23 protein-coding genes and 4 tRNA genes are annotated in these 24781 nt (G+C 40.0%); 15 read left to right on the top strand and 12 right to left on the bottom strand.

What is annotated here, in order from left to right; genetic code table 11:
* Positions 1-18: 18 nt before the first annotated feature.
* Positions 19-2046, bottom strand: a complete 2028-nt coding sequence (locus tag FXN70_RS05075) for a M3 family metallopeptidase (protein WP_324646405.1) — start codon at positions 2044-2046, stop codon at positions 19-21.
* 176 nt (positions 2047-2222) lie between these two features.
* Positions 2223-4637, bottom strand: a complete 2415-nt coding sequence (gene rnr / locus FXN70_RS05070) for a ribonuclease R (RefSeq protein WP_324646404.1) — start codon at positions 4635-4637, stop codon at positions 2223-2225.
* A gap of 268 nt (positions 4638-4905) precedes the next feature.
* On the opposite strand from rnr, the gene FXN70_RS05065 reads away from it, so the two are divergent.
* The 6 genes from FXN70_RS05065 to FXN70_RS05040 all read left to right on the top strand — a co-directional run bounded on the left by FXN70_RS05065 (position 4906) and on the right by FXN70_RS05040 (position 7016).
* Positions 4906-4995, top strand: a tRNA-Ser gene (locus FXN70_RS05065).
* A gap of 12 nt (positions 4996-5007) precedes the next feature.
* Positions 5008-5084, top strand: a tRNA-Arg gene (locus FXN70_RS05060).
* A 50-nt stretch (positions 5085-5134) separates the two neighbouring features.
* A tRNA-Arg gene (locus tag FXN70_RS05055) sits at positions 5135-5211 on the top strand.
* A gap of 381 nt (positions 5212-5592) precedes the next feature.
* Positions 5593-5669 (top strand) — tRNA-Arg (locus FXN70_RS05050).
* Positions 5670-5838: 169 nt separating this feature from the next.
* A complete protein-coding gene (locus FXN70_RS05045; RefSeq protein ID WP_324646403.1) occupies positions 5839-6336 on the top strand; it encodes a YcxB family protein in 498 nt (165 codons plus the stop codon).
* 35 nt (positions 6337-6371) lie between these two features.
* Positions 6372-7016: a fumarylacetoacetate hydrolase family protein gene (locus FXN70_RS05040; RefSeq protein WP_324646402.1), complete on the top strand. Its 645-nt coding sequence runs from the start codon at positions 6372-6374 to the stop codon at positions 7014-7016.
* 236 nt (positions 7017-7252) lie between these two features.
* Here FXN70_RS05040 and FXN70_RS05035 read toward each other — a convergent pair whose 3' ends face one another.
* Positions 7253-8518, bottom strand: a complete 1266-nt coding sequence (locus FXN70_RS05035; RefSeq protein WP_324646401.1) for a YihY family inner membrane protein — start codon at positions 8516-8518, stop codon at positions 7253-7255.
* Between the two features lie 108 nt (positions 8519-8626).
* On the opposite strand from FXN70_RS05035, the gene wrbA reads away from it, so the two are divergent.
* The gene (wrbA, locus tag FXN70_RS05030) at positions 8627-9217 is read left to right on the top strand and encodes an NAD(P)H:quinone oxidoreductase (RefSeq protein ID WP_324646400.1); all 591 of its coding nucleotides are present in this window, start codon (positions 8627-8629) and stop codon (positions 9215-9217) included.
* Between the two features lie 65 nt (positions 9218-9282).
* On the opposite strand, the gene FXN70_RS05025 is transcribed toward wrbA, so the two are convergent.
* The 3 genes from FXN70_RS05025 to FXN70_RS05015 form a co-directional block, all read right to left on the bottom strand.
* Positions 9283-9861 (bottom strand): xanthine phosphoribosyltransferase, encoded by a 579-nt coding sequence (locus FXN70_RS05025; RefSeq protein ID WP_324646399.1) that lies wholly within the window; start codon positions 9859-9861, stop codon positions 9283-9285.
* A 93-nt stretch (positions 9862-9954) separates the two neighbouring features.
* A complete protein-coding gene (locus FXN70_RS05020) occupies positions 9955-10674 on the bottom strand; it encodes a DUF3108 domain-containing protein (RefSeq protein ID WP_420714373.1) in 720 nt (239 codons plus the stop codon).
* A gap of 81 nt (positions 10675-10755) precedes the next feature.
* Complete coding sequence (locus FXN70_RS05015) at positions 10756-11427, bottom strand: hypothetical protein (protein WP_324646398.1); 672 nt, start codon at positions 11425-11427, stop codon at positions 10756-10758.
* Between the two features lie 271 nt (positions 11428-11698).
* Here FXN70_RS05015 and FXN70_RS05010 point away from each other — a divergent pair, with 271 nt between their 5' ends.
* Positions 11699-12517 (top strand): TonB family protein, encoded by an 819-nt coding sequence (locus FXN70_RS05010; RefSeq protein ID WP_324646674.1) that lies wholly within the window; start codon positions 11699-11701, stop codon positions 12515-12517.
* 2 nt (positions 12518-12519) lie between these two features.
* On the opposite strand, the gene FXN70_RS05005 is transcribed toward FXN70_RS05010, so the two are convergent.
* From FXN70_RS05005 to miaB, 4 genes are read right to left on the bottom strand one after another with little or no spacing between them, the layout of a single operon-like run.
* On the bottom strand, positions 12520-12810 hold the full coding sequence (locus FXN70_RS05005; RefSeq protein ID WP_324646397.1) for an antibiotic biosynthesis monooxygenase: 291 nt from the start codon (positions 12808-12810) through the stop codon (positions 12520-12522).
* Positions 12811-12830: 20 nt separating this feature from the next.
* Positions 12831-13310 (bottom strand): rRNA maturation RNase YbeY, encoded by a 480-nt coding sequence (gene ybeY, locus FXN70_RS05000; RefSeq protein WP_324646396.1) that lies wholly within the window; start codon positions 13308-13310, stop codon positions 12831-12833.
* A 9-nt stretch (positions 13311-13319) separates the two neighbouring features.
* The gene (locus FXN70_RS04995; RefSeq protein WP_324646395.1) at positions 13320-14402 is read right to left on the bottom strand and encodes a PhoH family protein; all 1083 of its coding nucleotides are present in this window, start codon (positions 14400-14402) and stop codon (positions 13320-13322) included.
* A gap of 38 nt (positions 14403-14440) precedes the next feature.
* Positions 14441-15892, bottom strand: a complete 1452-nt coding sequence (miaB, locus tag FXN70_RS04990) for a tRNA (N6-isopentenyl adenosine(37)-C2)-methylthiotransferase MiaB (protein WP_324646394.1) — start codon at positions 15890-15892, stop codon at positions 14441-14443.
* 267 nt (positions 15893-16159) lie between these two features.
* On the opposite strand from miaB, the gene FXN70_RS04985 reads away from it, so the two are divergent.
* The 4 genes from FXN70_RS04985 (at position 16160) to FXN70_RS04970 (ending at position 20353) form a co-directional block, all read left to right on the top strand.
* On the top strand, positions 16160-18097 hold the full coding sequence (locus tag FXN70_RS04985) for a lytic transglycosylase domain-containing protein (RefSeq protein WP_324646673.1): 1938 nt from the start codon (positions 16160-16162) through the stop codon (positions 18095-18097).
* Between the two features lie 17 nt (positions 18098-18114).
* A complete protein-coding gene (locus FXN70_RS04980) occupies positions 18115-18780 on the top strand; it encodes a ribonuclease I (RefSeq protein WP_324646393.1) in 666 nt (221 codons plus the stop codon).
* Positions 18781-18987: 207 nt separating this feature from the next.
* A complete protein-coding gene (locus FXN70_RS04975; protein WP_324646392.1) occupies positions 18988-19974 on the top strand; it encodes a malate dehydrogenase in 987 nt (328 codons plus the stop codon).
* 148 nt (positions 19975-20122) lie between these two features.
* A complete protein-coding gene (locus tag FXN70_RS04970) occupies positions 20123-20353 on the top strand; it encodes a DUF2789 family protein (RefSeq protein WP_324646391.1) in 231 nt (76 codons plus the stop codon).
* 51 nt (positions 20354-20404) lie between these two features.
* Here FXN70_RS04970 and FXN70_RS04965 read toward each other — a convergent pair whose 3' ends face one another.
* On the bottom strand, positions 20405-20917 hold the full coding sequence (locus FXN70_RS04965; protein ID WP_324646390.1) for a hypothetical protein: 513 nt from the start codon (positions 20915-20917) through the stop codon (positions 20405-20407).
* An 87-nt stretch (positions 20918-21004) separates the two neighbouring features.
* Complete coding sequence (locus FXN70_RS04960; RefSeq protein ID WP_324646389.1) at positions 21005-21607, bottom strand: 2OG-Fe(II) oxygenase; 603 nt, start codon at positions 21605-21607, stop codon at positions 21005-21007.
* Positions 21608-21733: 126 nt separating this feature from the next.
* On the opposite strand from FXN70_RS04960, the gene FXN70_RS04955 reads away from it, so the two are divergent.
* The 3 genes from FXN70_RS04955 to FXN70_RS04945 are packed head-to-tail and all read left to right on the top strand — an operon-like array spanning position 21734 to position 24531.
* Positions 21734-22591, top strand: a complete 858-nt coding sequence (locus tag FXN70_RS04955) for a 23S rRNA (adenine(2030)-N(6))-methyltransferase RlmJ (protein WP_324646388.1) — start codon at positions 21734-21736, stop codon at positions 22589-22591.
* Positions 22592-22625: 34 nt separating this feature from the next.
* Positions 22626-23441 (top strand): CDP-diacylglycerol--serine O-phosphatidyltransferase, encoded by an 816-nt coding sequence (gene pssA, locus FXN70_RS04950; protein WP_324646387.1) that lies wholly within the window; start codon positions 22626-22628, stop codon positions 23439-23441.
* Positions 23442-23463: 22 nt separating this feature from the next.
* Positions 23464-24531, top strand: coding sequence for a DUF6670 family protein (locus FXN70_RS04945; RefSeq protein ID WP_324646386.1), 1068 nt, complete (start codon positions 23464-23466; stop codon positions 24529-24531).
* The last annotated feature ends 250 nt before the right edge of the window (positions 24532-24781 follow it).

Raw genomic sequence — 24781 nt, 5'->3', positions numbered from 1 at the left:
CCGCTAGTTTAAGCTTTTTTAAGCATTCGTCCAACCTTGGTGACGCAATAAGGCATCAATTTTTGGTTCTCGACCACGAAATTGCACAAAAGCATCTAAAGCGGAATTTTTCCCACCAACAGCTAAAATAGCTTTTCTAAATTCGCTCCCTGTTTTGGTATTAAAAATACCTTCTTGTTCGAAACGATCAAATGCATCGCTTGCCAAGACTTCCGCCCATTTATACGAATAATAGCCTGCGGCATAGCCACCTGCGAAAATATGGCTAAAGCTATGCTGGAAGCGGTTGCTTGCTGTGGCTGGCATAACAGCATATTTTTGACGAATAGAATCTAAGGTGTTTTGAATGCCTTTTGCATTCAGTGCAGGTGTATGGCTATGAATTTCTAAATCGAATAATGCAAATTCGACTTGGCGCAGCGTTTGCATGCCTGATTGGAAGAACCGTGCAGCTAATAGGGCATTGAGTAAATCTTGTGGTAAAGCACTTTGGTTTTCGATGTGTGAGCTGAGTAAATCAAGACTTTCTTTGTCCCATGTCCAAAACTCCATGAATTGGCTCGGCAATTCAACTGCATCCCATGCCACACCATGTGTGCCCGCCACAGAAATATTATCAACTTCGGTAAGCAAGTGATGTAAACCGTGACCAAATTCATGGAATAAGGTGAGTACTTCATCGTGCGTAAGCAGCGCCGCTTGTTTGGCCACAGGTGGTGTGAAATTACAGACTAAATAGCAAATGGGAAGTTGGAGTCCATTTTGGGTTTGCATACGTGAACGGAAGCCGCTCATCCATGCACCACCACGTTTACCTGTGCGGGCATATAAATCGAGATAAAATCCGCCCAATACTTTGCCTTGTTCCATAATTTCAAAATAACGGACATCCTCTTGCCATACAGGCGCTTGACGTTCGATAATTTCAATACCATATAGACGCTGTGCAATTTGAAATAAGCCATCTACAATTTTTGGTGCAGGGAAGTACGCTTTCAACGTTTCTTCAGATAAATTAAATTGTTGCTGTTTCAACTTTTCTGAATAATAGCTACTGTCCCACGGTTTTAAATTATCAATGCCATCAGCTTGCGCAATTGCTTTAAGCTCAGCAAGTTCTTGCTTTGCAGGTGCACGTGCATGTTCGGCTAAATCGACCAAAAATTGATGTACCGTTGTCACATTGGGTGCCATTTTACTTGCCAATGAATATTCAGCAAAATTGGCAAAGCCAAGCAAGATTGCCATTTCTTGACGTAAGCTTAAAATTTCTTCCATCAAAGGCGTATTGTCGTATTCGATATGCGCAGATTGCTCTGAAGCGCGGGTGGTATAAGCTGTATAAATTTCTTCACGTAGTGGTCGATGTGCTGCATAGGTCATAATCGCCAAATACGAAGGAAAATCGAGCGTCGCAACAGGTTGCTCTAATTCACGCTGTTGACCATATTGCTTGAGCAATTCCACGCTGCTTTGTGGCAAGCCTGTAAGTTCTTCATCGCTTAATGGTTTAAAATAGGCTTGTGTGGCATCTAATACATGATTCGAAAACTCAGAGGACAGTTGCGATAAACGCGCTGAAATTTCAGCATAGCGTTTTTTGGCTGTACCTTCTAAAGCCACACCCGACAATTTAAAGTCACGTAAAGCCAGCGAAATTGCACTTTGCTGTGCCTCACTCAGGCTTGAAAATTCAGCACTGTCGTGAACGTGTTGGTAGGTTTGATACAACGCAGTGTGTTGCCCCAATTGGGTGTAATACTCGCTTAACGCCGGCAATAACGATTGATAAAGTTCGCGGGTTTGCGCATTACTCATCACTGAATTTAGATGCGATAAAATTCCCCATGCTTCACTCATATTGTTTTCGAGCGTATCCATTTGGGTCAAAATATGTAGTTGTTGCTGAAATTCGCTAGGGGCTTGGGTCAGTGTGGCTAAAAACTCTTGACCTTGAGCTATGCTGGTTTCAATGTCTTGCTTGAGTTGTTCAAGTTTAATTTGGTCAAATTGTGGAATTGGAAGTGTTGCTGCGCTTAAAGTCATCGTATTGCCAGAAATTTTAAAAAGATTAACTTTAATGTGCGTCTTGTATCAGTAGAAATCAAGTCTAAAATGGATTGAGACCTTATTGCATGGTCTTTCTAGTCATAATTTAGTAATTTAAAGTTTATTGCATAAAAATAAAGAGAGCCGAAGCTCTCTTTATTTTGATTAAAAGGTTAGTCACTCTTTGCCTTGGCATTGGACTTTTTCTTTTTCACTTTTGTTTTTTTCTTGGCTTTTTCAGATTTATCGGTTGCTTTTGCTGAGGCCTTTTTATTGGGCTTCTTGGCATAAGCGTTTGACTTATCTTTACGCTTTTCTTTTTTACGCGGTGGTTTTTCACCCTCTTGTTTTGACGTAGTATTTGAAACGATTTCTTCAACTGCTTGTGCTTTGGTAACGCGTGGCGCACGACTGCGTACAGGGCGGCCTGCATGCGTGACTTGGCTAAGCAATTCAAAATCGATTTTACGTTCTGCTAAATTCACACCTGCAACTTTAATTTTCAGTTCATCACCTAAACCAAAAATTTGCCCACGGTTTTGACCAATTAAGGTTTGGCTTGCAATATCGTAAACAAAGAAATCATCACCTAATTGGCTAATATGAATCATGCCGTCGATATAAAAATCTTTGAGCGTAACAAACAAACCAAATTCGGCAACTGCACTAATTTGGCCAATAAATTCCTCACCTAAATGCTGTTGCATGTAGTGGCATTTTAACCACGAGGTCACGCTACGCGATGCTTCATCGGCACGGCGTTCGGTTTTAGAGAATTGCTCACCTGCATCATCGAGGGCTGCACCAGAAAGCGGTGATTTTTTCTGTTCTAAATGTGCTTTGATAGCACGATGCAACAACAAGTCAGGGTAACGACGAATTGGCGATGTAAAGTGCGTATACGCTTCATAAGCCAAACCATAGTGACCTAAATTTTTCGCGCCATAATAGGCCTGCATCATCGAGCGTAACAGCACTGCATGAATGGTCGGTGCATCGACACGATCTTTGGTGGCATCAATGACTTTTTGATAATCGGCTTGTGTCGGTTGGTCAGGGAAGGGAAGACCCAACAGTTTCACAAAGTCTTTGACTTTCTGAATACGTGAAAACTCAGGTGCTTCATGTACACGGTACAGCATTGGAATATCATTTTTAAGTGCATATTCTGCCGCTGCCACGTTGGCAAGTAACATACATTCTTCAATCAGTTTATGTGCGTCATTGCGTGTACGCGGTAAAATTTCTTGAATACCGCCCAATTCATCAAAAGTCATGTAGGTTTCGACAGTTTCAAACTCCATCGCATGACGTTTGGCGCGTAAATCTTTTAAGGTTTGATACAATTGGAATAAGGTATTGACCGATTTACGAATCTCGCGATCTTCAGGAATCGCTTGAGAATTGCCTTCAAGGTAGTCGCCAACTTGGGTGTAGGTTAAACGCGCTTTTGAATGCATCACCGAAGGGTAAAACTCAAAACCTGTAACACGCCCTGCACGAGACAAGGTTAAATCACAGACCATACATAAACGGTCAACATGTGGATTTAACGAACACAATCCATTTGAAAGTGCTTCAGGCAGCATCGGTAAAACAAAATGTGGGAAATACACCGAAGTACCACGTTCTTGTGCTTCATCATCAAGCGGTTTTTCTAAACGCACATAATGGCTGACATCGGCAATGGCAACCACCACACGATAACCACCACCGGGACGCTTTTCTGCATAAACGGCATCGTCAAAGTCTCGTGCATCTTCACCATCAATGGTGACTAAAGGCAAATCACGCAGGTCGATGCGCCCTTTACGGTCTTTAGCTGACGGTTCTTTAAAGCTTTCAGCGTCTGCAACGACATCTTCAGGAAATTCATACGGTAAACCAAATTCTAAAATGGTTTGTGGGATGATGATTTCGGTGTCGGCTTTATCTGCCATCGATTGCACGATATGACCTGTGGCAAATTCTTCACGCGTTGGATAGGTGTCGATGCTGATGCGGAACATTTCGCCCACATTGGCTTTGGCGTGAGCAATCAACTCTTTTTCAAGTGTAATTGGTTGGTGCTGATTTGGCGTGGCAGGTTGAATAAAGTATTCACCTTCATGTTCTGCCACTTGACCAATCAGTTGCTTCACACGGTGCTGCACCACTTCGGTAATCACGCCCCATTGTTTACCTTTGCGGTCTACAGAGGTTTGACGGACTTTAACGCGGTCGCCATTAAAGACTAAACGTAATTCACGTTCTGGCAGCAAAACATCATTTTGCCCATCAATATGGGCTGAACCAAAACCTTTATTATTGATATATACCGTTGCATCAAAAGTCGGTTGGTCGGCAATGAGTTTAAATTTGAAATTATCTTTACCCAATTGACCATCGCGCACCATTGCGCTTAAACGATGGCTTAGGGCATCAATACTTTTTTGATCTTGTAAATTAAAATGGTCAACCAATTCGGCATGCGATTGTGGTTGTTGTAGTTGTTCAAGTGTACTGGTAATGAGTGTACGGCTTGGAATCGGGTTGTCATAACGTTCAGCTTCAGCATTCGCTTCAGGATCGACCCAGTTTTTCATCATATCGATTGGCTTCTTATCAGCAGATAGAGTTAAGCATAAGTCATGCAGACAAAGACTGCACGAGAATCATTGCAAGATTGTGTGATTTTCAGTCTATATAGACATCAAGAGAGAATTCAAGTGGCTATTTTAGCAATAGTTCAGTACAAAATAGCGCTTAAATCTGCAAAATTGCTTAAAAAATAGGTAAATGAATCAAAAAAGTGAAAAAAAGTTGGTTCATGACTTGATGAGTTTTAGCGAAGCTTGTATTATTGCGTCCTGTTACGGTGAGATGGGTGAGTGGCTGAAACCACATCCCTGCTAAGGATGCGTACGGGTAACTGTACCGAGGGTTCGAATCCCTCTCTCACCGCCATTTTACTTATGCGCGCTCATAGCTCAGCTGGATAGAGCACTTGGCTACGAACTAAGGGGTCGGGAGTTCGAATCTCTCTGAGCGCACCAAGTAAGTAAATATGTTGCAAAAGTAACACGCTGCAAAGCACACAAGTAATGCGCTCATAGCTCAGCTGGATAGAGCACTTGGCTACGAACTAAGGGGTCGGGAGTTCGAATCTCTCTGAGCGCACCAACTTGAAGAATTAACCGCTTAATTGCGGTTTTTTTGTGCCTAAAATGTAGAAAAATAATATAGACACTTATCATGAACTGAACTTAGCGCTTTTTGATTTTGATCATACGATTACCTCTGAAGATAGTTTTGCTGTGTCTCTAACATTTTCTTTACTTCTACGCAAAAAATAATAGGCGTTGTACATCTTGCGCCATGGCTAGCCCAAGCGATGTGGCGATGCTCAATCTTGCAGATAAAAAGTATTATCAATGGAGCGAGATGATAGGTGAAAATGTGATTTAAATGCATATTTGTTTAATAAGTGGGCACTTGAATTTAATTTTTCTAAAAATACTAGCCAAGATGTAAAAATCACGTATAATGCGCTCCATCAAGTACGCGCTCATAGCTCAGCTGGATAGAGCACTTGGCTACGAACTAAGGGGTCGGGAGTTCGAATCTCTCTGAGCGCACCACTTGAAGAATTAACCGCTTAATTGCGGTTTTTTTGTGTCTGAAATTTGCCAATCTTTCTATAACATATATTTGTATTTAAATTCGACAGCTAAATCCAAATACTATGCCTTTTAAATCTTGAGACGTTTGTGGTCTAATACAGCTCAATTTAATATGGTATCGCCTGACATGACTGATCAAAAGCCTGCTTTATCTGTCCGTTATTCGCTTAATTTAGAAGAATCTCAAGACGGTTTTGCACTTGCGACCTTTGGTAAAAAGCAAATTACACGTTTTTTAACTCCAATGATTAGTGTGTTGGTGGTGGTGTATGGCTTTTACATTGGGGCAACAGGTGTTGGGCGTTACTATATTGGCTTGGGATTATTTTTCTTGTTGTTGCAAGGATTAATGCGTTACTGGTTGTTGCCGACGTTATTTAAACGTCAATTTGTAAAATATCAGTTGGGAAAAAGTGAGCAAGGCTTTGACTTGTACCAGCAGCATTTTGATTTATGGTCAAATGCACGGCAGCAGCGTTACGCTTATAGTGAAGTCCAACATTTTGCCGAAGGTAAACTCAGTTATATGTTGGAATTTAAAACGCGCAATGTGGTTGTTGTGCCAAAACGTGCTTTTGCCAATATTGATCAGCAACGTTTATTCGAACATAGCTTTAAAAAATAATTGAAAATGAAATAACAACAAACAGAGGAAGTAATATGAACCATCGTCCATCGAAAATTGTGTGTGTCGGGCGTAGTTATGCAGACCATGCCAAAGAATTAGGCAATGCTGTACCTGATCGCCCTGTGTTATTCATTAAGCCATCTAGCAGTTTAATTGGGTTACACGAAGGCATTACATGGAACAAGGCGTTGGGCAGTTGCCATTATGAATGCGAATTGTCATTACGAATAGATCAGCCACTTAAAAATGAAACCGACCCTGTAAAAGCTTTACAAGCGATTGGTGCAGTGACTTTGGGCTTAGATTTGACCTTACGTGATGTGCAAAATGAACTCAAAAACAAAGGTCAGCCGTGGGAGCGTGCTAAAGCGTTTGATGGCTCATGTATGCTGGGTGATTGGATTGATGTCGCTGAAATTGAAGATTGGACGCATACGACCTATACCTTTGCAGTAAATGATGAAATTCGCCAAAAAGGTGATACTGCTTACTTATTATTTAATATTGCTGAAATGCTCTGTGATATGAGCCAAGCGTTTACTTTAGACGCGGGCGATGTAGTGATGACAGGAACTCCTGTAGGTGTAGGCGCGTTACATAGTGATGATCAACTTACGTTAACTTTAAATGGTAAAACTCAAGACTTTGTTTGGACGACATTTGTGCAAGCAGACTAAATTTGAGTCTTGAAATAAAAAACCGATGTTAGATACATCGGTTTTTTATTGGCGAAGTGGTTTGTTTATAAAAATTGATCGGTATTTATCACCACAATTGAATTCCTTTATTGAGCAGATTTCTGCATTTGCAAGATATAGTATTGATACTGTGCTAAGAGAAGTAGATCTATCGCATGATCACCTTACTTAGTTCCTAGATTGTTACAATCTCAAATCTAGGAACCTTACTGGACTTATCTTTGTGTTGTATTTTGTTTATCTTCAAAAATATCTGCTAAAGGAATCGCAAGATGTGCTTTAAGGTAATTGTCGGCATCTAAAATATAGGGTGCAAGATAGTCGACCCATAAGTCATCTTTGTGGATGTTTTCAATGTCACGTCGTAACGGTAATGTAAAAGGCACTGCATTATAAAATTGCCAAAAATCAATTTCATTTAAATTTCGGACTAATACATATTCGTCATCATGTTGGGTACGTTTAATCAGATGTTGCTGTTCTAGAATTTCAACGTAGCTGGGCCAACGTCCAATTTCACCACGTCCCAAAATTTTGAGTACTTCTTTTTCTTGTACGGTTGTCCCAAGTTTCTGTTTTTGATAAAAAAGTTCAAGTACATCTAAGAGCATAATCATTGGATGGCGTTTTTGGGAATTTTCTGCGCCAAAAGAGGTGATGGCAAAGCTGAGTTCCACTCCAAGTAAAATAATATTCCAAGACAAATAAATCCACAGTAAGAAAATAGGTACAGCAGCAAAGGCGCCATAAATCAGCTCATAGCTTGTGAAATTAGCCATGATTGAGCCAAAAAAGTTTTTGAGTAATTCAAATAAACTACCGCTTACTAGTGCTGCAATTGCAGCAGATTTAAAGGGAATTGTACGATTGGGTAGTGTCCAATATAGAATAAAGAAACCTAAAATCACTAAAACGAATGAAATTAGATCGAGAAACAATGCACCATTTAGTTCATAACCAACAAAGTTATTGCTTAAAATATTCATCGATGCGACTGTAGATGAAATCACAAAAGCACTGCCCAGTAGAATTGGCCCGAGTGATAAAATGGTCCAATAACGCATAAAGGCCAAAATACCTGTTCGTTGACGTTTAACCCGCCAAATTCCATTAAAAACGCTTTCAATACTGGTTAGCATCAGTACAGAGGTAACAAATAAGAACAGAATGCCGATTACTGTTAAATTGCTCGATTTGTCGGTAAATGCACTTAAGGCTTTATCAAAGGCAATACTGCTGCGGGGTAAGAAATTACTGTAAATTAAATGCTGTAGTTGTTGCCTTGCGGGTTCTAACGCTTTAATGGAAGAGATGATCACTAAAAATACCGTCAGCATGGGCACAACGGCAAAGAGTGTGGTGTAGGTTAAGGAAGCTGCCTTTTCACGACAATGATCATTTTCAAAACGTGCAATCAGAAAAAGAATAAATTGAAACCATTGGCTGTTATAAAAAGGTAGTTTTTTAAGCAAATTTTGCATAGCCTATCCTAGTTGTAATTGGCATTTAGAGCGAGTAAATGGTTTTTTATAACAAAAAAAACGTAAAAATACCGTATAGTTAATGTTTTAAGTAAATATTGAATCGTGATGCAACCCTATATTCTTATTTTGTATTACAGTAAATCTGGCGCAACGCGTGAAATGGCACATCTGATTGCTGATGGGATAGAAGCTATCGGAATCCCAACTAAAATTCGGACTGTACCTGAAATTACCACCGTGGTTGAAGTTGCAGCAGCCAGTATTCCAGAACAAGGCGATATTTATTGTAGTTTAGAAGATTTAGCTGATTGTGCAGGTTTGGCAGTTGGTTCACCAACCCGTTTTGGCAATATGGCAAGCCCTTTAAAATATTTTTGGGATCAAACCACACCACTTTGGTTAAGTGGTGCTTTACACAATAAGCCTGCTTGTGTATTTACTGCATCAGGTTCTATGCATGGCGGACAAGAAAGTACCTTGCTAAGTATGTTACCACCACTTTTTCATCATGGTATGATGATCTTAGGCTTAACCAATGCACATCCTGCACTATCCAATACTCAATCGGGTGGAACGCCGTATGGGGCTTCGCATGTGAGTGGAACACGGCATGAAAAAAAATTGTCGAGTGAGGAAAAAGCACTTTGTTTTGAACAAGGTAAGCGTTTAGCTGAAATGGTGCAGAAGTTAGGCTGATATTTAAATAAAAAAAAGATGATTCACTTGGAATCATCTTTTGGGCTTTCAAAGCACTGTGTGAATTATTCAGCAGTCACAAATGTTACTTTGCCATCGTTTAACGATTCAAGGCGTGCTAAAGATTCAACACGATAGCCTTTTTCAATTAATAGCTCACGACCGGTTTGGAATGATTTTTCAATGACAATACCAATACCAACCACTTCGGCTTGTGCTTGATGTGCCAAATCGGCTAAACCAAGCGCTGCTTGACCGTTGGCTAAGAAGTCATCAATTACAAGAACTTTATCGCCTGCTTTTAAGTATTTATTTGAAATTGAAATCGTGCTTTCAATTTGTTTAGTAAAAGAATAAACCTTGGCTTGATACAAATCATCTTTTAAAGTGAGCGATGTTGTTTTACGTGCAAAAATGACTGGCACACCCAAAATTAAACCTGTCATCACCGCAGGGGCAATCCCCGATGCTTCGATGGTAATAATTTTAGTAATCCCTTGATCTTTGAAGCGCTGTGCAAATTCTTGCCCAACTTGCTGCATTAATACGGGATCAATCTGATGATTGAGAAAAGAGTCGACTTTTAAAACACGATCAGACAGAACAATACCTTCGGCTAAGATTTTCTGTTCCAAAGCTTGCACAGGAGAATACCTCAAATGAATGGATGCTTTTTAAGCAAAGACGTATTTTAAAAAGCATCTTAAAAAATGCAAGTAAAAATTTGACCAAATCGTCTAATTATTGCCTGCTTTGTATTGGGTGATCAGTAATCCATAAGAATTACTGCCATCATTATGCATTACTTTGACAGGTGCATAATCAAGTTTTGGTGCGAGCCAGAAAATGGTGTTTTTATCGGAGTTGCCATGGTCTAAGCGAACTTTAATGGTATTAAACGTGCCATAAGGTGTGTTGATATTTTCCGTACCGACCTTGATAAATTTACGCGCATCTAAACCTTTGGCATCAGCAATCAAGTAATTATTTTTTAAGCCTGTGCTTTGTAAGTCCTCTCGAGCTTGAATTTCTGCATTAAGTTCATCAAGTGCACCTGTTTCCCAAGCAAAAGTGCGCACAGTGTCATCTTCTTGGGCGTGAATTAGTTTCGTGCTTGGAGTAAATTGAATGCTTAGGCGATTGTTATGCACCAGTATTTTACTGTTACGATTAAACTGAGCTGAATTGACACGTCCAGAGCTTAAACTAAATTGGCTATTTTCATTGGCAGAGGCAATTATGCCTGCTTGAGCGCTAAAACTATAGTTCCAGTGGCTAGCGTCGGTTTGTTGGAGGGCGCGTGTTGCAGTACCTAAATTTTTACCATTGTAAGAAAATTGATAAGCCGCTTGAAAAGGGGTGAGTGCAAAAGATTGGCTTGAAAGCATCGTCATTACTGCTGTTGCACAGATTGAAAGTGCCAAGTGTTTATTTAAATTAAAATGAAAGATTTTCATTTGGTGTCCTAACGGGGAGATTTTACAAAAGAAGTTGGTCTTCTTATTTTGTAATCTCCCATGAGTATTTTATAGCGTTAATTATGCGTTGTTTTGCGGTGTTATTGTTTCATCATTAGAGATTTCTGCTGCTTCAAGTGCAAAGTCTGGTGACCGTCTAAAAATGGCTTCTAAATTAATGTTACCTAAGACCAACATTTTTTGTTCGGCAAGTTGTGCGCGATTGACATGGACTTTATTTAAAATGTCTAAAATAGAAGCACTTTGCCCTAACCAACGATTTAAGTCTAAAAACAGCAAATCATCTTTAACCTGAACGATATTAAAATGCGCTAGAATTTTGCCCAACGGATCTTGTTTTAAGATTTTTTGATAAAAAAACAATGCGCTATGAACGCCCCATTTTTTCATCTTGCTCTTAAACTCGGCTTTAATGAGTTTAGTCTCTGAAATTTGCTCAAAAACTAACAGTTGCGTTTTTTTATTGAGCTCCATTTGCAGTAATTTTAAGTCCACAGAAACTTCAGCATAAATGCCTTGAATATCAATTGTGGCATATAAACGTAGCCAATCCTCATGTAAATCGGCATGTAAATCTTTGAGTAGACCAACATTATCGGTTACATAGCGTTTTAAGGTTGCATTAAAAAATGCTTCTGTGACGGGAATTTCACGTTCTTCTTCAATAAATCCACTGGTTTTTTCGTAAACTTGACGCGCAAATTGCGATAAATGACCAATCAATGCTTGCATATAAGAATTCCAAAGAAAATAGTCTCTTATTCGGTTGCAATCTGATTCAATAAGAGAAAAAATGAGCAGCCATTTTGGGGATGAATACATCAAATAACAGATGCTTGGTATCCATAATGACGAGCATAACAAAGATGAATGAATTAAAGCATATCTTAAATTGATATTGTGTGTATTTTAGTCAATTTTGAGCCTTGAAAAAGGATGATGGGGAGTATAGCGCTTGATTCGCGGTAAATTGAATGATTTTTGGTGGCAAGACCGCTTGTTTATGTGTGTGCTGATTGTTGCACTATTTGCACACGTCATCTTTTTATCGATACGTTTTGCTATGCCACATGATACAGAGAATGCACCACAAGAAATTGCCATCACGTTACGCCCAGCAGCACAGCCAGTTAAAGAGGTGGATTTTTTAGCACAGGCAGATCAACAAGGATCAGGGCAGTTTCATCAGCAATATCGTATGTCGAGCCAACTTCGAGAGGCAGAGGCAACACAAACCGCAGGTGAGCAGCAGTTAGAACAATTACAGAGTTTACAACAGCAGCGTGCACTTAAATTTCAAGAAAAAGTCTTAATGACGGTGCTCAGTTGGCAAAAACAAGCTGAAGATCAGCAACACCAAAAAGCCACGCAAGATTTGCAAAGTCAATATCAGGCTAAAGCTGCGATGGTGGCCAGTATTGAAGCCCAATATATGCAGCGCCAACATGAGTTTAGTCGGCAGCAGAAAATTAAAACGGTCGATGGCATTCAAGCTAAACGCGATGCTTCTGCGGCGTATTTAAATAAATTTCGTGAAAAAGTCGAACTCTATGGTAACCGTTATTATCCTGAACAAGCCAAGCAACAACATATGGCAGGTAATGTCCGTTTAATGGTGATTTTAAATGCCGAAGGTGGTATTCGTGCCATCCATTTATTGCAAAGTTCAGGTTCTAGTGTGTTAGATGAAGCTGCCAAAGCATCGGTACGCCGTGGTGCACCGTTTGGACGTTTCGATGCGGGAATGAAAGATATTTCCGAATTGCGCATTGTGCGGACATGGCGTTTTGATCCTGCCGAAGCAGAATTTGAAGTGAAATAAATTTAAGGGTGTTGGTAGTGGCGTAACAGTTCGCAGACTTCGACGCTGTAATGCTGATACCATAATGTTCGCCCCATTCTTTGGGCAATTAGGTGTTCACTGTCGCGTTGCCATGCTTGAATGTTGGCTAAATCTGGCCAATAAGACAGGGCAATTTCTTGGTTATTTTCTTGAAAAGATTCGAATTTGAGACAGCCATACTCATTTATGGCTTTTTCTCGCAGTTGCTGCGCCGTTTTGGCATATACAGCATCAAGTTGTGCCACTTTGGCTTTAAAAATCACAACAAACATTTGAGTGGCACGCCTTAAATTTATTGATCTTGATAAGGATTATCTAAACCTAGTTTGGCTAAAATTTCGATTTCAAGCGCTTCCATTTCTTCAGCATCTTGTTCACTTGTTTCATGGTCATAACCCAACAAATGTAGTGTGCCGTGAACGAGCATGTGACTAAAATGATCGAGTGGCAGTTTTTGTTGTTGCTTGGCTTCATCAAGTACCACAGGGATACAAATCACTAAATCGCCCAGTGGATAAGCATCAAGCAACGGCAAAACTTCTTCTGGAATTTCACTTGGAAAAGACAACACATTGGTTGATTTGTCTTTTTGGCGATATTGTAAGTTTAATTCGTGGCTTTGGGCGTGATCAACACAAGCCACGCCAATTTCGCAGTCTTGCTGCATATCGATATGGCGTAGTGTCGTTTCAATAATTTTTTTTAACAGAGCACGTTTTAGCACCAATTCAGGTGCTAAAACGTCTTGTTGTAGGGAAAGATTAAGTTTCAAAAACAGTCCTTAAATATCATGATGCTGTGCATCGGCAGCACGATCATTTGCTTGTACCAATGCATCTTGACGGGCTTTGCGTTCGGCACGTTCTTCTGCGCCAATACGCTGTTGTTCACTGTCCCAGCCCTCATAGGCTTCGACAATTTTTTGTACCAATTGGTGGCGTACCACATCACGCGAGTGAAAACGTGTGATATGAATTTCGGTCACGGGTTCAAGCACGCGTAAGGCATGCGCTAAACCTGATTGTTGTCCACGGGGTAAATCGACTTGGGTGATGTCACCTGTAATGACTGCACGTGAACCAAAACCTAAACGGGTTAAAAACATTTTCATTTGTTCAGGGGTGGTGTTTTGTGCTTCATCTAAAATCACAAAGGAATGGTTTAAGGTACGCCCACGCATATAGGCCAGTGGGGCAACTTCAATAACTTGGCGTTCGATCAGTTTGGCGACTTTTTCAAAGCCAAGCATCTCGTATAGTGCATCGTACAGCGGGCGAAGGTAAGGGTCGATTTTTTGGCTTAAATCCCCAGGTAAGAAACCTAATTTTTCTCCTGCTTCAACCGCAGGTCGAACCAAGAGGATACGTTGGATTTCATTACGTTCAAGCATATCGACTGCTGCCGCAACCGCTAAATAGGTTTTACCTGTTCCTGCAGGGCCAATCCCAAAAGAAATATCACTTTGTAAAACACGTTGTACATAACGTTTTTGGTTTGCGCCACGTGGGTTAATTCGCCCTTTGGGGGTTTGTAACCAGACGCAATCCAAGCCCGTATGTTCCTGACCTTCATCATCCATGAGGTCTCGCTCGGTTTGGCTTCCTTGAATCATCACATGCAGTTGGTCTGCGGTGACTCCAGAGGACAGTTCGGCTTCTTCATGCAGCCGTTGTAATAAGTTTTCTGCTCTCTCAACCGCTTCGATGTCCCCATCAAGATAGAAAAAATCTCCTCGATGGCTGATTTGGACATCTAAACGTTGTTCAATTTGTTTCAAGTGACCGTTATAAGCACCGAGCATGCTTTTTAAACGAGCGATTGAAATCCCAGGAAAAGACACTGTACGTCGGATTGCTGTAGTCAAAGGCATTCCTTTTCGTGTTATGGAAGTGTCCCTCTACATTACGCCACGTCAGGCTCAAGATTCAAGAGCTCACCATAGACTAAATTCAAAGTTTTAATCTCGGTTACTTCAATTTCGGCAAAACGGCCAATCCAGCTTGAATCGCCAATAAACGTCACCAAACGAGTGTTGTCTGCTGTACCCACTAAAAGGTTCGGATCTTTTTGAGAGACATTTTCAATTAACACGCGTTGTACGGTACCTTGCATGGCATCGGTTTTGGCAATACTAGAGTCTTTAATGACTTTTTGAACTTTCGCTAAACGCTCTTTTTTCACATCTTCAGGGGTTGGATCTTCAAGTTCTGAAGCCGGTGTGCCTGGACGTTTTGAATAAATAAAGCTATATGAATGATCAAAATCTAAATCTTGAATAAACTGATAGGTTTCAGCAAAATTCTCATCTGTTTCGCCTGGGAAACCAATAATGAAGTCGCTTGATAAATGTAAGTCTGGACGAATTTTACGTAATTTGGCAATTTTTTCGATATACACATCGATGGTGTGGTTGCGCTTCATCGCTTGTAAAACATCGTTCGAACCACTTTGCACTGGCAAGTGTAAATGTGACACCATTTGTGGTAAGTCACGGTAGCATTCAATCAGTTCTTCAGAAAATTCAAGTGGGTGTGACGTGGTGTAGCGAATACGACCAATACCTGGAATTTCTGCAACCAAGCGAATTAAATCGGCAAAAGTACAGATCTCACCTTCAAAGGTTTCTCCGCGGTAGCCATTCACGTTTTGTCCAAGCAAATTGACTTCACGTACGCCTTTTTCCGCCAAAGTCGCAATTTCTGCAAGAACGTCATCTAATGGGCGAGAAACCTCTTCGCCACGCGTATACGGTACAACACAGAATGAACAATATTTTGAACAACCTTCCATAATTGAAACAAAGGCTTTATAGCCTTCTACGCGAGGTTCAGGCAAGTAGTCAAATTTTTCAATATCAGGAAATGAAATATCAACCAATTTAATTTTGTCTTGTTTTGGCTTGGCAATTTGCGCTTCGTGTTGATCTAACATTTGCGGTAAGCGGTGCAAAGTTTGAGGGCCAAAGACCATGTCGACATAAGGCGCACGCTTTTGAATCGTATCACCTTCTTGAGATGCTACACAGCCGCCAACACCAATTACTAATTCAGGGTTTTTTTCTTTAAGTTTGCGCCAACGACCAAGCTCACTAAAGACTTTTTCTTGGGCTTTTTCACGAATCGAACAGGTATTCATCAGCAGAATATCGGCATCGTTCGGGTCTTTAGTTAACACATAACCGTGCGAATCGCCCAACAAGTCGGCCATACGGTGACTGTCATACTCATTCATTTGACACCCTTGCGTTTCAATATACAGCTTTTTCACTGAAACGGCAGAGGTGTGCAAAGGCTGGAGAACAGTGTTTTCTGAGGCAGCTTCGGCACGTTGCGGAATGAAGGTTTGAACCGTCATGTAGGCTCCTAAAAAGATGGGCTAAGTGTTAAAAAACACTACGGCAATAAGAAATGGAGCGGTATTTTAGCATTGTTTCAAAATAAACTTGTAGCTATTTCATCATCCTATTGATGTTGGATATTTCAGCAAAGTGTTACATAACATAACAGCTCAAAATTTGCAGAGATATTAAACTTAATCTCTAAAATAGGGGTGGTGTTTTTGAAAGTAAAGCAGGGCGATATGGACAATTTACGGGTATTTTCTCAATCTAAAATACGACACATGGTTGTTTTAGTTTTGACCGCCAGTTGTATTAGTATCTCGCATGCAGCAGAACAACAATTTAATGATGCGCTTCGCGCTGCCAATCAAGGCAATAGCGCTTTACTCGATCAATACAGCCAAGCAATGCAACAAGATGCATTGGGTTATTATCCTGAATATTGGAAACTCAACTTAAATTTAAGCACACAACCTTCAGGCAATATTGTGCAATTTGCACAGCGCTATCCGCAGTCCGCCATGGCTGAAAAGCTCGCAGCCGATTATGTCGAAGAAAAAGTTAAACAAGCTGACTTTGCCAGTGCGCAACCTGTAGTACCTTATGTGACGAATCCCGATCAAGCTGAAAGCTGTGCTGTAGCGCAAGTACGTGCAAAATCTGGTGATCCTTTGGTGTTTGCTGAATATCAAGACCTCTGGCTAAGTACCAGTAATTTACCTGACCTGTGCTCAGGTTTAACACGGATGATGCTGTCTAGCCCGCTTATGAGTAGCCAAGACAAACAACAACGGTTGTGGAGTTTTTTGCGTGCAGGTCAAATTGGCACAGCACTTTCCACAGCGCAATCATTCGGGTTGAATTTGTCCTTAGCACAGCTCAATTCAATTCAAGCAGACCCTTTAACATATTTGTGGTCGGCACCAAAAAATAATGATAGCGATTATGCTTATTTAATTTTTGCTTTAGGGCGATTAACTGATAGCGATTTAAATTCGGGTTTAAGTGCGGTGAATCGTGCGGCAGAAGGAACACCTGAGGCTGTAAAGAAATATTTGTATCGAACTGTTGCTTATATTGGTGGAACAACGGTTTTAAAAAATAATTTTAATCGCGTTATTTTAAATTATTTTGATGCGAGTTATGGTATTGCTTTTAGCCCAGAAGAAGCTGAAATTTATGCACGCCAAGCAATTCGTTTTGGTGCATGGGAGAGTGTGACGCGGGCGATTGGTAGCATGGGTGTGGCTCAGCAGCAAGATGATCGTTGGCAATATTGGTTGGCACGCGCCTACGAACAACGTTCAGATGCCAGTTCACAGCAAATTGCACAACAGATTTATCAAAAGCTTGCGATCAGTAGTGATGGTTATCACAATTTATTGGCACAGCAGCGTTTAGGACAAAAATATTCTAAATTCAATCAAGCACAGCCAACCAATAGCGATTATCAGAGACTTGATCAAAATATTTATTTTAGACGCGCCTTTGCGTTAAAAAATATTCAAGCACCAGACAGTTATACCAATCGAGAGTGGAATTGGGCGGTACGCCAAGCCTATTTAAAACAAGATGATGGCTTGATTCTAGCTGCTGCACAAAAGGCCGCGAATATGGGATGGTATGATCGCGCGATTTACGCAGCGGATCGTACTGTTAAACAGCACAATGATAATTTGCGTTATTTAACCCCACATAAAGACAATGTCGTGAGTCATAGCCAAACGGTTAGGCTTGATCCCGCTTGGGCGTATGGTTTAATGCGCCAAGAAAGTCGTTTTGTGACGCATGCACGTTCAAACGTAGGCGCGGGCGGTTTAATGCAAATTATGCCAAATACTGCAAAATTAGTCGCAAAACAAATGGGAGAATCGTATAATCCTGCCGCACTCAGTGACATGAATACCAATATTCGTTATGGAACCTATTATTTGTCCATGATTCAAAGTCAGTTGAGTGGTAATGCGGTGCTTGCAACAGCGGGATATAATGCAGGGCCCAATCGTGCTAAAAGATGGCAACCAGATGCGCAGTTATTACCAGCAGATCAATATGTTGAAAGTATACCGCTCACTGAAACACGAGATTATGTCAAAAATGTCATGACCAATGCGACTCATTACGCGGTGGTACTAGGACAAGGATTTCAATCTATAGGAAAATGGATGCAGAATATTCCTACACGTATCGACCCATCTATAAGTACAAACGAAAAATAGTGATTTGGTTTTACACTATGCGAATGGATATAGAACAGATACAACGCCTCTTTTCCTTACTTACATGCGGCTGTTTGTTGGGATTTTGCTTGGTTGCAACGCGTGCGGCTTTTGCAGAGAATATCGTGAATACAGGATATATTCTGCATATTCAAATGACACCTGCGGTTTGTAGTTTGGATTCTGCGCGGAAAAAACAACGCAAATGTTTAGAAGGTTATGCTTTAACAGTGGCGGGTTTAATGCCTGAGACGCTACATAATCGCTGTGAAACGAATACTTCGGCAATTCTGTCTCCTTTGCAAGCTAAAGTGGTGGCGCGTATTCTTCCAGATGAAGCTGAACGTATTCAGCTTTGGAAAAGTATCGGTGGTTGTGTACCCATGAGCGCCGCACAATATTTCCGTACCATTGTAAATTATGCTCAAGAATTAAAAATTCCCACTGTGATGAACGATCCAAGTTCACATTTGATGAGCAAGGCTGCTTTAATTCAACAAATTTCACGTCTAAATCCACGCTTACCCATAGATGGTATGGTGTTGACCTGTCAAAGTAATCATAAAGCCACGTTACTGACCCATGTCAGCATTTGTTATAAAAATAATGGCGATTACAAGTCTTGTACAACAAAACTAGTTTCAAACTGTCCGAGTAATTTGACCATTCAAGGGATTTACTAAGTTTAAATAGAAAAAATGCGCTTTAATCGTTTTTTTAGTCAAAAAGTAGAATAAAAACCGAAACTCTCTATCAGACTTTTGTTGCAGAAGCCGCTCTTTTTCATGCAGATTTAATGCGATTGGAGTACAATTGTGGCCGTTTATGATTAAAGGATTAAATAGAACAACTGTTTAATCATATTAACGTGCTCAATTGGAGATAATTACATGAAACAAGCTGTTCGTGTTGCCGTTACTGGTGCTGCAGGTCAAATTGGATATAGCTTACTATTCCGTATCGCAAGCGGTGAAATGTTAGGGAAAGATCAACCAGTTATTTTGCAATTGCTTGAAATTCCAGTTGAGAAAGCTCAACAAGCGCTTAAAGGCGTTATGATGGAACTTGACGACTGTGCATTCCCTTTGTTGGAAGGCATGGTTGGAACAGATGATCCAAAAGTTGCATTTAAAGATGCAGACTACGCATTATTAGTCGGTTCTCGTCCACGTGGTCCAGGTATGGAACGTGCTGACTTATTAAAAGTAAATGGTGAAATCTTCATTGGTCAAGGTCAAGCACTTAACGAAGTTGCAAGCCGTGATGTTAAAGTTTTGGTTGTAGGTAACCCTGCGAACACTAACGCATATATCGCAATGAAATCTGCACCAGATTTACCAGCGAAAAACTTCACTGCAATGTTACGTCTTGACCACAACCGTGCTTTAACGCAAATTGCGCAAAAAGCAGGTGTTGCAGTTGCTGACATCGAAAACATGACTGTTTGGGGTAACCACTCTCCAACGATGTATGCAGACTACCGTTTTGCACACGTAAATGGCGAAAGCTTAAAAGACAAAATCAATGATGCAGCTTGGAACAAAGATGTGTTCTTACCAACTGTAGGTAAACGTGGTGCAGCAATTATTGAAGCACGTGGTTTATCTTCAGCGGCTTCTGCTGCCAATGCTGCAATTGACCACATGCGCGATTGGGCATTAGGTACAAATGGCAAATGGGTAACAATGGGTATTCCTTCTGATGGATCTTATGGTATTCCTGAAGGTGTGATGTTCGGTTTCCCTGTAACCACTGAAAATGGTGAGTACAAAATCGTTCAAGGTTTAGAAATTGATGAGTTCAGCCGTGAACGTATCAACTTCACTTTAAATGAACTTGAAGAAGAACGTGCTGCGATTGCAGACATGATCAAATAAGATCGGCGACTTTAAGTTAAAAAAGGCACTTCTTTTGAAGTGCCTTTTTTATGTGTATAAGAAAAATAAACGGAACTGACTGACAGTCATCTAGATTTTGGTTATATTAAGATGTGGTGATAAAATAACCAAAATAAGGAGTGTAACGATGTTTGAACGACACCCAACCTTAGCTTTACTCTTTGAGCAATTAGGTTTAGATGCAGATGAGGCAGCAATTGAACAATTCCTTCAAAACCATTCACTCAATGCGGATGTACTCTTGCACCAAGCACCATTTTGGAATGATGCACAACGTCAGTTTTTACATAGCCATTGGGAAAAAGATGATGAATGGTCACTTGTGATTGATCAACTCAATGAGTTATTACGCCCATAAAAAATCCCTTGTGGAGCAAGGGATTCAAAAGTGTTTAAGTTTTACTGGTTTTTACAGTAATGTCTGAAACCATATTTGGCTATGAAATGCAGTAAATGTAGGATGCTCAGATAATAATTTGCTATCAAAGCCCTCAGTTTTACTGTATTTCTTGAGCCAATGTTGGGTCAGTGCTGGCTCTTGTTTCGCTGCACAGGCATACGCTAAAAAGAAATAAATATCGGCATGGTTCAAATATGCCAATGTTTTTAAAATTTGCTGCGTGATAGTGGCAAATTTATTTTCCTGTGTGAGCTCAAAATAGACCATATACGCTTTGGCTAAATGTAGCGACAAATTTGTATAAAGCGATTGTGGCATTTCTTCAAACTCAACCCGTCCCGACTCTAAAATTGCAATTGCTTCATGCAAAAAATACAATTTTTCTTGGCGCATTTTACTAGCAGCAATCAGCTGTAGGCGCAAATCGCCACGTTCTAACGCAAGCTCAGGAGAGTTTCCAGTTAGATAAAGTTGATCTGTCGCACCAAGGCGTTCGATAATCTGTGTATTTGTATTGAACATGAGCTTATCCTCAAAAACATGTATGACGATATCAGGTCATTTGTTGAATATTAAAGGGTTTAAAATAGCAATGCAGCGTTGCAATGTTTAAATAAAGGGTTCGGCACGACTGCGTAACCATGCAGTAATTGACAAGCGTTGTTGTTTTGCTGCCAATACTTCATGAAGTAAATCGCTTTGAAATAGCGCCAAGCGATTTGGACGAGGCTCAATAATATGCCAGTTTCCGTGTTTATCTTGTAAGCGTAATTGTCCACCCCAGTCTGCTTGCCATTGTTCATGCAAATAAAACACACTAGATAACACGCGATGATTTTTTTGCTGTGGATTATCGCGGTGGAGTGCATAAAACTCGCCTGCGTTATAGCAAGCAAAATGTGCTTCAACTTCTTTTATGCCAAAGAAAAAGGTTTGATTCAATTGTTGGCCTAAATCAAGTAATCGGTGACGATGTTGTTCTGCTGTGGGTAAATCTGAATTTATCCACAAAATATGATCGCTGCGAATACTTGAAACCACGCCATTTTGGACTGCTGCCTGTTTAAATTGATGTAATTGGGCTAAACATTCTTGACGTACGGCATCAAAATATTCCGTAGGATAAACATCATCAAGCAAGCAAAAACCCTGTTGATCTAAGGCATCGATGATAAAATTTAAGTCCCACTGCGGATGAACAAGAGTTGACATATCAGCTCGATTTATAAAAATGCTTAAGCAAAGATTTGGCTATTTTAAAGCAACACGCCGCCAGACAACATCAAGAATTGGCATTTCATGTTAAGATAAGGGCTAATTTAAGGAATTTTAGATCACATGAACTACCGTCATCATTTTCATGCAGGTAACTTTGCAGATGTTATGAAGCATGTTTTGCTCCTGCAACTTTTGACCCGTCTCAATGCAAAAGATAAAGTCTATCGCTATATCGACACGCATGGTGGTGCAGGAAAATATGATCTTTCTCAAGCCGCTGCGCAAAAATCGGGTGAATATCTTTCGGGCATTCATCGTTTAATTAATTTGCCTGCTTCAGAGAAAAAAAATGCGCCTGAAGCGATTAAACAATATTTAAAAATTGTTGAAGACATGCGTGCTGTTTCAGGAAAAGGTGCCTATCCAGGTTCGCCTTGGTTTGCTTTAGAAGGTATGCGTGAAGCCGATAAAGCCACTATTTTTGAAATGCAGCCCGAAGTATTTCAGCAACTTTATATGAATATTCGTGACCGCCGTGCAGGTTTACATGAGCGCGATGCTTATGAAGGTTTGCTCGGGGTGATTCCACCAAAAGAAAAACGTGGTTTGGTGATGATTGATCCACCTTACGAAATTGAGCGTAAGGACTTTCCACAGTTAGTCGAGCTTTTGGTGAATGCCTATATAAAATGGCCAACAGGTATTTTTGCAGTCTGGTATCCAATTAAAGACCGCGTTATGGTCGATCGTTTTTACAAAAAAATGGCAAAAACGGGCATTCGTCGTCAATTGGTCTGTGAAATTTGTGTTTGGCCTGACGATACCCCAGTCGGTCTAAATGGTTGTGGCTTATTGGTGATTAATCCACCTTGGAAATTTGCAGAAGACGCTAAACAAGCATTATCTTGGTTGCTTCCTCATTTAAAAATGCAGGAAAATGGCGGCTCAATTGCAGTAAAATGGACTGTTGGCGAATAATCATCTATAAATCAAAGAATCTGAGGAGTCAAATATGACCCATATCCCCAAGCATGACGGAGATGGTTTAGACGACGCTTACGATGGTATTACGTTTGAAGTGGTTGAAGAAGAACATACCCATGAAGGGCAACGTGTGAAACGCCGTGGTATTTATTTGTGGCCAAACCTTATTACAACGGCAGCTTTGTTGTCAGGTTTTTACTCGATTATTTCGAGTATGGACGGTCAATATCTACATGCGATTTATGCCATTTTCGTGGCGGCATTGTTAGATGGTTTGGATGGTCGCGTTGCACGTGCCATTGGTGCACAAAGTGCTTTTGGTGAACAATTTGACTCTTTATCAGATTTAATTGCATTTGGTTTGGCACCTGCAATTTTAATGTATAGTTGGAGTGTGCATGGACTTGGGCGTATTGGCTTAGCGTGTTGCTTTGTATATACCGCATGTGCAGCATTCCGTTTAGCGCGTTTTAATGTACAAATTGGCGTGGTCGATAAGCGTTATTTTATTGGTATCGCAAGTCCATTAGCGGCAATTTTAGTGATTTGTATGGTTTGGGTGAGTCGAGACTACAACTACATCTTTCCAAAAACAGACCATGCGGTTGAAATTTTCTATGCTGCGTTTATGGTGATTGTTGGCTTGCTGATGATCTCAAACATGAAATATTATTCATTTAAACAAATGGATCGTAAACGTGTGCCATTCGTTTTCATGTTACCCGTTGTGCTTATTTTAGCGGCAATCACTTATAATATTCCAATTGGTATTTTAACTATTTCGGTGTTGTATGTTTTATCTGGATTTGTTACTACATTCTTAGCAAGAAAAAATACCGAATAAAAAGGAAAAATTGGAGGTTGCAATGGTATGGAAAGCGCTTCGCAAACCTAAACTGCAACTTTCAACGGGCATTCAATTTACGTGGGTGCCCACGCCATACCATTCCATCTTGCATTGGAATTTCATACTGCTCAATTTACCTGAGCCTTTTCACTTTCTAAATGTTCAAATTCTTATTGGAACGCCCAATATCCCAATTTTTAGAACCAGTCATGTTGAAACTACAACATCGGACAGTTTTAAAATTTTAATTGCGACCAGTGCGCAACATTCAGATGGCTTGCAAAACTTATCAATACAAGACGATTGTGAACTCAAAGACAAAATTTTAACGTGTTTGAATCACGTTTTATTCGAACAAGTTGGAGCGCAATTACTTTTTGGTAGTCATCAACGTGAGATTACGCTTGAATTTACCTTTCAACTTTCATCTTCTATACATAAACTGCATTCTTTTAATGTAGGTATATATCAAAAATGGCAAATTTTAGGTGAAATTAAAGGTGAGCTAAACTATAAAAAAAATACATATACCCTATCCGCACCTGCGGTGTTGTATTACAGCAAAATGATGGATTTTCCATTCCTACACTGTCATTTCTACTTTTTTAGCATGATTGAACTTGATTCAACGAGATATACCTTTATCCAGATTCGAAATCAATTTAATCAAATCATGCAAAGTAAGCTTATTATTAACATTGGTGAAAATATACAGTGTTTTACAGATCAGGTGATTTTGAATATTTTACGTGTTTATCCAAAAATAAAAAGTAAAAATGGTGGTGAGATGTATTTGCCGCGAGAGTTTGTTTGGAGTTTTGAAGATAAAAAACAGCAAATACATTTAAATGCAAATACAAGAGGTGATTTTAAAGCTGGGGTAGGGAATGAATTTGTGGGGAGTTTTCAATATCGCGTGCATATAAATGGCGAAGAACAACAAGGAAAAGCAGGTTTTTGTATCTATGCTGATTGTCGCCCACTGAAGTGGCAAGAAAAAAATGAAAAAAAGAGGTTTAAAATCACACACAAAACGCCTGAGTTTGCTTGTTTAAAAGGAAAAACATCAAAAAATAGGTTGAATTGATGAAAAAATACTCACTTGTTGCAAAATAATGAAAATACTTTAAAAAAGGTATTGTATTGGTTTAGAAATGCTGTAGAATGCACATCCATCGGCGGTGATGAGAAATAAAACTTGTTGATAAACAGGAAGTTAGCACAAAGTGCTGAATTGAATGATTATTAAATAAGTTAAAAATATTTCGAATTACTAGTTGACTTTCTTTTTAAAGAGAGTAATATGGCCGACCTAGCTTGATGATGACGAATCATTA

Source organism: Acinetobacter sp. MD2 (genome assembly GCF_035615575.1).
GTDB lineage: Bacteria > Pseudomonadota > Gammaproteobacteria > Pseudomonadales > Moraxellaceae > Acinetobacter.
This window is presented reverse-complemented; position numbering and strand designations above follow the sequence as displayed.